At 45.8% G+C, this 8131-nt stretch carries 9 protein-coding genes; 1 reads left to right on the top strand and 8 read right to left on the bottom strand.

Features of this window, described 5'->3' with window-relative positions:
* Positions 1-250 precede the first annotated feature (250 nt).
* The 5 genes from DXA74_RS15165 to DXA74_RS15185 all read right to left on the bottom strand — a co-directional run bounded on the left by DXA74_RS15165 (position 251) and on the right by DXA74_RS15185 (position 5141).
* Positions 251-1162 carry a dihydroorotate dehydrogenase gene (locus DXA74_RS15165; RefSeq protein ID WP_118528966.1) on the bottom strand — a complete coding sequence of 304 codons (912 nt, stop codon included), beginning with the start codon at positions 1160-1162 and terminating at the stop codon, positions 251-253.
* The gene (locus DXA74_RS15170) at positions 1150-1926 is read right to left on the bottom strand and encodes a dihydroorotate dehydrogenase electron transfer subunit (RefSeq protein WP_118528968.1); all 777 of its coding nucleotides are present in this window, start codon (positions 1924-1926) and stop codon (positions 1150-1152) included. The genes DXA74_RS15165 and DXA74_RS15170 overlap by 13 nt, the downstream gene beginning before the upstream one ends.
* A 313-nt stretch (positions 1927-2239) precedes the next feature.
* Positions 2240-2680 carry a helix-turn-helix domain-containing protein gene (locus tag DXA74_RS15175; RefSeq protein WP_199666203.1) on the bottom strand — a complete coding sequence of 147 codons (441 nt, stop codon included), beginning with the start codon at positions 2678-2680 and terminating at the stop codon, positions 2240-2242.
* Between the two features lie 654 nt (positions 2681-3334).
* A complete protein-coding gene (gene holA, locus DXA74_RS15180; RefSeq protein ID WP_118528972.1) occupies positions 3335-4363 on the bottom strand; it encodes a DNA polymerase III subunit delta in 1029 nt (342 codons plus the stop codon).
* Position 4364: 1 nt separating this feature from the next.
* On the bottom strand, positions 4365-5141 hold the full coding sequence (locus DXA74_RS15185; protein ID WP_118528974.1) for an AMP nucleosidase: 777 nt from the start codon (positions 5139-5141) through the stop codon (positions 4365-4367).
* 59 nt (positions 5142-5200) lie between these two features.
* On the opposite strand from DXA74_RS15185, the gene DXA74_RS15190 reads away from it, so the two are divergent.
* The gene (locus DXA74_RS15190) at positions 5201-5659 is read left to right on the top strand and encodes a type I restriction enzyme HsdR N-terminal domain-containing protein (RefSeq protein ID WP_118528976.1); all 459 of its coding nucleotides are present in this window, start codon (positions 5201-5203) and stop codon (positions 5657-5659) included.
* On the opposite strand, the gene DXA74_RS15195 is transcribed toward DXA74_RS15190, so the two are convergent.
* The 3 genes from DXA74_RS15195 to DXA74_RS15205 all read right to left on the bottom strand — a co-directional run bounded on the left by DXA74_RS15195 (position 5654) and on the right by DXA74_RS15205 (position 8051).
* Positions 5654-6334 carry a queuosine precursor transporter gene (locus tag DXA74_RS15195; protein ID WP_118528978.1) on the bottom strand — a complete coding sequence of 227 codons (681 nt, stop codon included), beginning with the start codon at positions 6332-6334 and terminating at the stop codon, positions 5654-5656. The two genes, DXA74_RS15190 and DXA74_RS15195, sit on opposite strands and share 6 nt — an antisense overlap.
* Before the next feature lie 80 nt (positions 6335-6414).
* Complete coding sequence (locus tag DXA74_RS15200) at positions 6415-7233, bottom strand: zinc ribbon domain-containing protein (RefSeq protein ID WP_118528980.1); 819 nt, start codon at positions 7231-7233, stop codon at positions 6415-6417.
* 8 nt (positions 7234-7241) lie between these two features.
* Complete coding sequence (locus DXA74_RS15205) at positions 7242-8051, bottom strand: Nif3-like dinuclear metal center hexameric protein (RefSeq protein ID WP_118528982.1); 810 nt, start codon at positions 8049-8051, stop codon at positions 7242-7244.
* Positions 8052-8131 lie beyond the last annotated feature (80 nt).

Raw genomic sequence — 8131 nt, forward strand, 5'->3', positions numbered from 1 at the left:
TAATTGTTAAAACGGTGTGAAGTATTTCTGTATTAAGACAGCATTTTCTAAAGTTTTTCGGAAGATGGGGGAATTCTTGGAGTTTTCTGAATATCCTATTTAACATAATACTGATTATACACAGAAATGTCAGGAGTAAAAAAACGCACATTTCCGGAGCGTTTCACAAATATAATAAAAAATCAGCGCTTTTGCAAATGACTTGCAGAAAGCGCTGATTCTCTTGCTTATATCTGTTCTCAGATTTTTCTTAGTCTTTCAGGGCACCGATAATCTCGTTTACACTGCTGTAGCCGTGCTTGTCGAGATATTCGTTGATTCCCTGAGCCACCTTCACGGTAATAGTCGGATCAATGAAGTTGGCAGTACCGATCTGAATGGCGGTAGCTCCTGCCAACAGGAACTCGATGGCGTCGGTAGCGTTCATAATACCGCCCAGTCCGATAATCGGCACGTTTACGGCCTTGGCTACCTGCCATACCATGCGCAAAGCTACAGGCTTCACAGCCGGACCGCTCAGTCCGCCGGTTGCAATGGAAAGTACCGGTCTTTGCTTTTCGATATCAATGGCCATACCCATCAGGGTATTGATCAAACTCAATGAATCTGCTCCGGCATCAACTACGCTCTTGGCGATGGAAACAATGTCGGTTACATTGGGCGACAGTTTTACGATCAAAGTCTTGTGATAAGCCTCACGTACTGCCTTAACCACACTGGCAGCACCCTCAGGAGTCACTCCGAAGGCCATACCGCCCTGCTTTACGTTCGGACAGGAGATGTTCAGCTCAATGGCCGGAATATGCTCCAGCTCGTCAATACGGGCTGCACACTCGGCATAATCCTCAGGACAAGAACCGGACACATTCACAATCATATTGGTGTTGATGTCCTTAATCTGCGGATAAATGTTCTTGCAGAAATAATCCACTCCCTTGTTCTGCAATCCAACGCAGTTGAGCATTCCCGATGCGGTCTCAGCCATACGCGGATAAGGATTTCCCTCACGTGGGTTCAGTGTGGTTCCCTTAACGATGATACCACCCAAGTCTTCCAGATTGATGAAATCTGCAAACTCCAGACCGTAGCCGAATGTGCCGGAAGCGGTCATCACCGGATTCTTCAGATCCAGTCCTCCAATCTTTACTCTTAAATCTGCCATAACAACTTTTCTATATTAAATACCGGACCTTCTTTACATACACACACATGACCTTCCTTGGTGTTCTCCACGCAGCACAGACAGGCTCCCACACCGCAGGCCATCATATTCTCGAGCGAAACCTCACAGTCGATGCTGTTTTCCTTGGCGTACTTGGCCACAGCCTGCATCATCGGTTTCGGTCCGCAACAATAGATGCGGTCGTAGCGCACCTGCGACAGGATAGAATGCTGGGTCACAAAACCAGCTTCGCCCATGCTTCCGTCGTTGGTTGTGATATGCACCGGACCATACTCACGGAACAAGTCCAACTCCAGAAGATCGGAAGCCGAGCGTGCTCCCAACAGGAACTCCGGCTCATAACCCTGCTCCTTCAGCGTGCGGCCCAGATAGAGCATCGGTGCAGTTCCCACACCACCACCAACCAGTAGCAGACGCTTTTCTTCAGCTCCGGGCTTTGAGAAGGAATTACCCAAAGGAATCACGGTGTTCAGCACATCGTTTGGCTTCAACTCGGCCAGATGGGCAGTACCTTCACCGACTACCTGAACCAGGAACCATACTTCGTTTTTCTCGCGGTCGACGTTGTTGATGGAAATAGGACGGCGCAGGAAAGTGGCCGGCGAATTGTCCACGCGCAGTTCGGCAAACTGTCCGGGAAGCATCTCAGGAAGAGGCTCACGGCTTGTGGCTTTCAACAAAACATACCGATCATTTAAATTTACATTTTCTGTAATGATCAGATCTAATATATACTTCTTCATTTCTGTTGTTTTTGGAATTCTCTTGCAAAGATAAGAAATAAAACTGGATTTATTATAATAAGGAAAGAGAGTCTTCAGCAGAGCAGTCCCGGAGAAGCGAAAAAATGCGCTTTCGTGATATGCTCAAATTTCCGTTTTTGCGTACAAATATACGGTCGACTCCATTTTTTCAAGTCTCAGAGCGTGTTTTTATGTCTATTACCCAATCAATCAGAACTTTAAGCCGTTTTTTCCGAAAAGAAAAACATTTTATCTGGAAATTGAATGTTAAAATCGCGAAAAAGCGCCCGAAAACTCACGATTTTGTAGATAATTATCGCGAAAAAGTCTCGTAAGTACCGTCATCGAAGAAGATTCTGATTTCAACAATCTTTCGCTCCGGTTTGTCAATGATTTTCACATACTCTTTTGGTACCACCGAAGCTGCCGCTGCCTGCGCTGCTGAAGCATTCGACAACTGTTGCATATTATCGCCGCTATTCGACAGAGATATACCATCCTCAAATTCGGACCCATTACTTTTGTTGCCCGAAGCATCAGCGCCGTCGGTATACATATTGCCTTCGCCAAACATCAGCCAACTGATATTGATGTTGGGGAAACGTTTGTGGATGGCATTGACATGATTGTTCGTCGGATTCGTCTTTCCGTTGAATATATTCGATAAGGAAGCCGGAGAGATGTCCAATGCAGCAGCAAATTCCTGCTGTGTCATTCCCTCCTTCTTCATAAGCTCCATAATTCTATCCTTCATTGTTCTAAATCTTTTGTTCACAAAGATAAACAAAAGAACGGAGGTGAGCAAGAAAAATGAATTTATTTTTCTGAATCTTCAATTTACATTTTACAACCATAAATATTTATAGATATGAATCAAACGGTCTCAAAGAAGCGTTTACATACGTAAATGGAATGTGAATTCACAGATAATCATTGAATTAAAGCTTTAATAAAAATAAAATTCACGTTGGTGCTCTCATGCTTATGCTATTGGTTTTATACACTTTCACTTTTGTGATCAGAATATTCAAAAATACAGACATAATTATTAATAGTTCAGCGCTATAAACCTCATAAAGCACTGGGTTTCATCCTATTGAAGATATAATAAAATGCTGTATTTTTATTCATTTACATATTCCTATCGTTTACATTTATATTTATAAACGTAATTGAGAGAAATAACGTCTTTTTGCTGAATATAGAGCTAATGAAGTCGGATTTACAAATGTAAAACTACAGATATTTATATTTTAGATTTATATTTATAAAGATAAATCACCTCATTTTACTCCCCCACCCGTTTTATCTGAGTAAGAAACCAGAGGGACGAAAACAAACAAAAGCGCGCCAGAACTTCCCGTAGGAGCGTTCTGGCGCGCTGAGATTTCAAAAAATAAGAACTACTTTAATGTAGGATGAAAAAAACCAAATCCTGGAGCAATTGCCCGGCAGACGTGTTTCCGGTACTCTCAATACCCTTGGAACGTATATCAGCGTTTCTGATCTCTGAAATGATCTTCATCACCTTCACACCGGTATATTTCTTCATGGCGGGAAGTATATTACGACTCACCTGCCACTTGGGTTGCTCCAGCCATTGTGCTATGGATTCTTCTGTTTTTTGCGGAGCGTAGTACGCTTGCATCAGATTAGAGTAGAAATTAAAGAGAACAGACAACGTAACCTGAAGAGAGAAGGATTTGGGGTTACTGTTATAATATTTTACGATCAGATTGGCCTTGTAGACATCTTTCTCGACCAGGGCATTCAGCAGTTCGAAATTGTTAAACTCCTTACTCACGCCCACCCGGGTCTCTACATCCTCTGCTGTGATGAGATTGCGGCCTCCGGAAACGGCTACAGTCAGCTTGTCCAATTCTCCTGCCAGACGGCATAAATCGCTGCCCACATAGTTGCTCAGGATAAGAGCGGCCTGCGGCTCTATTTGAAAGCCCTGACGCTTGAGATAGGCACTGACGAAGACCGGAAGCTGGGTGTCGTACAAGCGGCGTGATTCGTACAGAATGCCTTTGTTTTTGATCTCCTCGGCAATTTTCTTACGACGGTCCAACGATCCGTTTTTATGACAAAAAATCAAAATCGTGGACGTCTGTGGTTTCTGGAGATATTCAGCCAAACGGTCCTTGTCATCGATGTGCTGAGCCTCTTTGACCAGCACCACCTGATGGGTTGCCATCACCGGAAAACGCCGCGCAGCGTCAATCACGGTATTCATGCTGGTGCCCTGTCCGTAGAGGATTGTCAGGTTGAAATCCCGCTCTTCGGGAGTGAGCACCGTGTCGACAATATAGTCGCTGATCTTGTCAATATAGTAGGGTTCCTCACCCATCAGATAATACACCGGGCAGAAATCCTTGGCGCGTACCCGGCGCACTATTTCCTCGTATGTGATCTCCTGTTGTTTCGCTGCCATCTTACCAATCGAACTTCAAATGTTTTACGGTGGTACGGTTGTCCCGAATCAGTTCCAGCGCGGAGATTCCGATCTGCACATGATCGTGAACAAAGCTGCGCGTCACCATACGGTCGCTCTCGCTTGTTTTAACGCCCTCTGGAGTCATCGGATTGTCCGAAACAAGGAGAAGTGCTCCTGTGGGAATATGATTGGCAAATCCGCAAGTAAAGAGCGTTGCGGTTTCCATATCCACCGCCATGGCCCGTGTCTTGCGCAGATAGTCCTTGAACTGTTCGTCGTGCTCCCAGATGCGGCGGTTGGTGGTGTATACGGTTCCGGTCCAATAATCGTGCCCGGCATTACGCACTGCCGTAGAAACGGCTCTCTGAAGCATGAATGCAGGCAATGCGGGCACCTCTGGCGGATAATAGTCGTTCGACGTACCTTCGCCCCGAATGCCGGCCAAAGGAAGCACCAGATCGCCCAAATGAGTCTTGCCGGAGATTCCGCCGCACTTGCCCAGGAACAGGCATGCCTTCGGAGCGACCGCAGAGAGCAGATCCATCACAATCGCCGCATTCGGGCTTCCCATACCAAAATTAATGATGCTGATATCCTGACCATGTGCCACACGCATGTTGGCCTCATAGCCCGGTTTTTCCACGCCACAGAGCTCGCAAAAGATATCCACATAGTTATTAAAGTTTGTCAGCAAGATATACTCACCAAAATCCTCCAGTTTACTCTGGGAGTATCTGGGAAGCCAATTTCTCACGATTTCATCTTTCGTTTTCATAAAAACACTAATTTTGCAGTCTGAAATAAATATGTTGTACTTTCTAAACCTAGCATTCCATGGCTGAATTGAAGTTACCCGCCTACAACGCGAAAGTGGTTGTGAAGGACGGGAAAAGAAATATCTTTGACCCTCTGCGTCGGAAATACGTAGCACTGACTCCCGAAGAATGGGTACGCCAGCACTTTATCAATTTCTTGATTTCCTGCAAGGGTTATCCGGGTTCTCTGCTGGCCAACGAGATAGCCATTACTCTGAACGGCACTTCCAAGCGCTGTGACTCGATTCTGTTCGACCGTCAGGGGCAGCCTCAGATGATTGTGGAGTATAAGGCTCCGACGGTGAAAATCACCTCCAAAGTCTTTGATCAGATAGCCCGGTATAATATCGTCCTGAAAGTGAAGTTCCTGATTGTCACCAACGGTATAGACCATTACTGCTGCAAGGTGGACTATCAGAACAACCGATGCGTCTTTCTTCAGGACATCCCCGATTACGAGGAGTTGGCCTGCCTATAGATCGAGCAGGCGAAGCGGATTATACGATATGTTGTGATCGTAAATATCACTGCCCTCCTCTTTCTTGATCCAGTTTACTACCCGGATGGTCAGCGGCAAGACAATGATTTCATATAGGGTCTTCAGGAGAATCTGAATGAGCATCATCAACAGCAGTTCCCTGACCGCGATCAGTCCTCCAAAAGCAATTGGGAAAAATACCAGTGAGTCGGCCGTTTCGCCGACAACGGTTGAAAGCACGGCTCTCAACGAAAATTGTTTTCCATGGCACGCCAGCTTCATCCGGCTCATCACGTAGGCATTCAGGAACGAACCTACCAGAAACGCGGATAAGCTGGCGACAACAATTCTGGGCGCCAGCCCGAAAATAAAATTAAAACTCTCTGCCCCGTTCCAGAAACGGGCCGACGGCAGCCATACGGCCAACTGTCCCATCATGACGACAAAGAAATTCATCAGAAAGCCGCTCCAGATAATCAGACGCGCTTTCTTGAATCCCCACACTTCTGCAATGCAGTCATTGATAATATACGAAACAGGGAACACAAGCAACCCGCCTGTAATAGTCAGTCCCCACAAATCAATAACCTTGGTTTCCAGCAGATTGGCTGTGATAAGACAAACATTAAACAAGATGCCCAACAGCATGAAAGGCACCGATACCTTCTCCTTCATAGCACAAATATTTACTGTATAAAAACACGAACTTCCCGACACACTGTCCGTCTGCCGGGAAGTTTCTATAAAATCAAAACTTATTCTTCTGTCTTGCGACGACGGCGCTTCGGCTTCTCCTCCACAACCTTCTGCTCGAGTTTCACGCCGGCCAGTTCCGGGTCGATCATGATTCTACCGCAATATTCGCAAACGATAATTTTCTTACGCATTCTGATATCCAGCTGTCTCTGAGGCGGGATCTTGTTGAAGCAACCGCCGCAGGCATCACGCTGCACGTAAACGATACCCAGTCCGTTACGGCTGTTCTTGCGGATGCGCTTGAATGCAGAAAGAAGTCTTGGCTCAATAGTCGTTTCGAGGTTCTTGGCCTTTTCACGCAACTTCTCTTCCTCAGCTTTGGTTTCCGAGATAATCTCATCCAACTCAGACTTCTTGATGTCCAGGTCGGTACGTCTCTCGGTCATATCTTCCGTGCAGCGCTGAATTTCGTTGTTCTTGTGCTCGATAGCCACATTTGCTTCACGGATTCTCTTTTCATTCAGTTCAATATCGAGAGTCTTGAACTCAATTTCCTTGTTGAGTGATTCATACTCACGATTGTTACGCACATTGTCCAACTGAGTCTTGTATCCCTCAATGGCAACATGATTGGCTTCGATCTGAGTTTTTCTGTTGGCAATATCTCTCTTTGCCTCCACGATCTCGTTCTGTATTTTCTCAATACGGGTTGCGAGTCCCTCGATTTCGTCTTCCAGATCTTGCACTTCCAATGGCAATTCTCCTCTTAATGTACGGATCTTATCAATCTCAGACAACATGGTTTGCAATTGATAAAGATTCTTCAGTTTCTCCTCAATAGAAAGGTCCATCGGATCTTTTTTTGTGTCTTTAGCCATACTTTTTATTACAAATATTTAATTGGATTTGTATTCAGCGAGGTGATGTACACCGGAACACCGGGACATGCATCCGCTATGATTGAATAAATGATTTCTTTGGTATATTGTTCGCTCTGGTAATGTCCCAGCACTCCGATCTGGATATCCTGGTCATGCCCAAAGTATAAGTGATATTTCATTTCTCCGGTCAGGAAGGCGTCCGCTCCGATTTCCAGAGCCTGTTCGAGCAGAAAATCGCCTGCTCCGCCGCAAATCACGACTTTCCGGATCGGTCGGTCCAGCACTTCATTGTGCTGCAAGCAGTCCACCCGGAATGTTTCCTTCACCCGCTGGAGAAAATCGGAGGCATCTTCCGGCACCGGAACGGTAGCCACTACTCCACTGCCCGCCAATACGTTATGGGTATCATCGCCGATGGTCACCTGTATCATTCTGGGCTGGAGCAGACGTACATCCTCCAATCCTAACTTGTCTGCAATCTTATAGTTCACCCCGTCCTCCGAGTTGTCCAGATTGGTATGGGCGGAATAGATTGTCAGATTGTGCTTGATTGCTTTCATGACACAACGCTCCACCATCGTGCGGCCGGTGATTCGTTTCAATCCTCCGAAAAGCAGCGGATGATGGGAAATGACCAGATTACAGCCCAGTGATATGGCTTCGTCCAGCACTTCCTCGGTTACGTCAAGACACAATAAAGCCCCTGATGCTTCCACCTCTGTCAGTCCAACTTGCAGGCCGGCATTATCATAGCTCTCCTGTAAGGGCAGAGGCGCGAATTTTTCAAGGGCATATAATATTTCTCTTATTTTCACGCTTCAAGAAATTTTTGTCCAAAGATACAAATTCAAAACCCTTAATTCCGCAACACTATTATAAAATATTTTTTTTAAGT

The sequence above is a fragment of the Bacteroides sp. OF04-15BH genome, assembly GCF_003477995.1.
Lineage (GTDB): Bacteria > Bacteroidota > Bacteroidia > Bacteroidales > Bacteroidaceae > Paraprevotella.

What these genes read in the sequence shown, in the direction of transcription:
- DXA74_RS15170 (WP_118528968.1), bottom strand. Translation starts at nt 1,926, where the DNA reads ATGAAGAAGTATATATTAGATCTGATCATTACAGAAAATGTAAATTTA.
- DXA74_RS15200 (WP_118528980.1), bottom strand. Translation starts at nt 7,233, where the DNA reads ATGGCTAAAGACACAAAAAAAGATCCGATGGACCTTTCTATTGAGGAG.
- holA (WP_118528972.1), bottom strand. Translation starts at nt 4,363, where the DNA reads ATGGCAGCGAAACAACAGGAGATCACATACGAGGAAATAGTGCGCCGG.
- DXA74_RS15165 (WP_118528966.1), bottom strand. Translation starts at nt 1,162, where the DNA reads ATGGCAGATTTAAGAGTAAAGATTGGAGGACTGGATCTGAAGAATCCG.
- DXA74_RS15175 (WP_199666203.1), bottom strand. Translation starts at nt 2,680, where the DNA reads ATGAAGGATAGAATTATGGAGCTTATGAAGAAGGAGGGAATGACACAG.
- DXA74_RS15185 (WP_118528974.1), bottom strand. Translation starts at nt 5,141, where the DNA reads ATGAAAACGAAAGATGAAATCGTGAGAAATTGGCTTCCCAGATACTCC.
- DXA74_RS15190 (WP_118528976.1), top strand. Translation starts at nt 5,201, where the DNA reads ATGGCTGAATTGAAGTTACCCGCCTACAACGCGAAAGTGGTTGTGAAG.
- DXA74_RS15195 (WP_118528978.1), bottom strand. Translation starts at nt 6,334, where the DNA reads ATGAAGGAGAAGGTATCGGTGCCTTTCATGCTGTTGGGCATCTTGTTT.